At 58.7% G+C, this 595-nt stretch carries 1 pseudogene; it reads right to left on the bottom strand.

The window, feature by feature from the left end:
• Positions 1-334 precede the first annotated feature (334 nt).
• Positions 335-595, bottom strand: a pseudogene (locus AB4Z23_RS27865) (hypothetical protein); the annotation flags it as partial.

Raw genomic sequence — 595 nt, 5'->3', positions numbered from 1 at the left:
CCGTCGAAGTATCGGTGAGGGCAAAGAGGCCCACGGCGATGGCAATGCGTCGTATGGTCATTGTTGATCCTCCTTCCGCCAGGTCTGCGACGCAGGCTGGACGGACGAACAGGGAATTTTTGGAGCGTCTCGATAGAAACGCCCGCGACAATCGGGAAACCGCCCCCGTTTTTGGACGTTGCTTGAGGCAACAGCCTCAGGACCGGGCGCCGTTTTACTGCGTGTCGCACCGATGGCACCGATCCGCATCTTGAGGATCAATTGTGTCGCGGCGTTGGGGATTGAACCTTGACCGGCGCCTTTTCGGCACCTGTGAATGGAACGACTCATGATCTCAACCCGCCGCCTGACTGACTGAAATGATTATGCAGGATTGGTCGGAGGGCAGCAGAAGCACCTGGCCTCCCTTGTCCGGGAGGTTATAGACAGGGATTTGTCCCAATGCGACGGCCTGCACGCTCCCAGCGGGCAGGATCGGGGGCACGTCTACGCATTTTTTCGGGAAGGGAGCGATTCTGACCATTGTCCCTTCACATGCCTCTCCAATAGGCGAGGCGAAAACCATACCTGCGGCGGGACCGGAATAGGCCGTGGT

The organism is Agrobacterium sp. MCAB5, assembly GCF_052114365.1.
Lineage (GTDB): Bacteria > Pseudomonadota > Alphaproteobacteria > Rhizobiales > Rhizobiaceae > Agrobacterium > Agrobacterium tumefaciens.
This window is presented reverse-complemented; position numbering and strand designations above follow the sequence as displayed.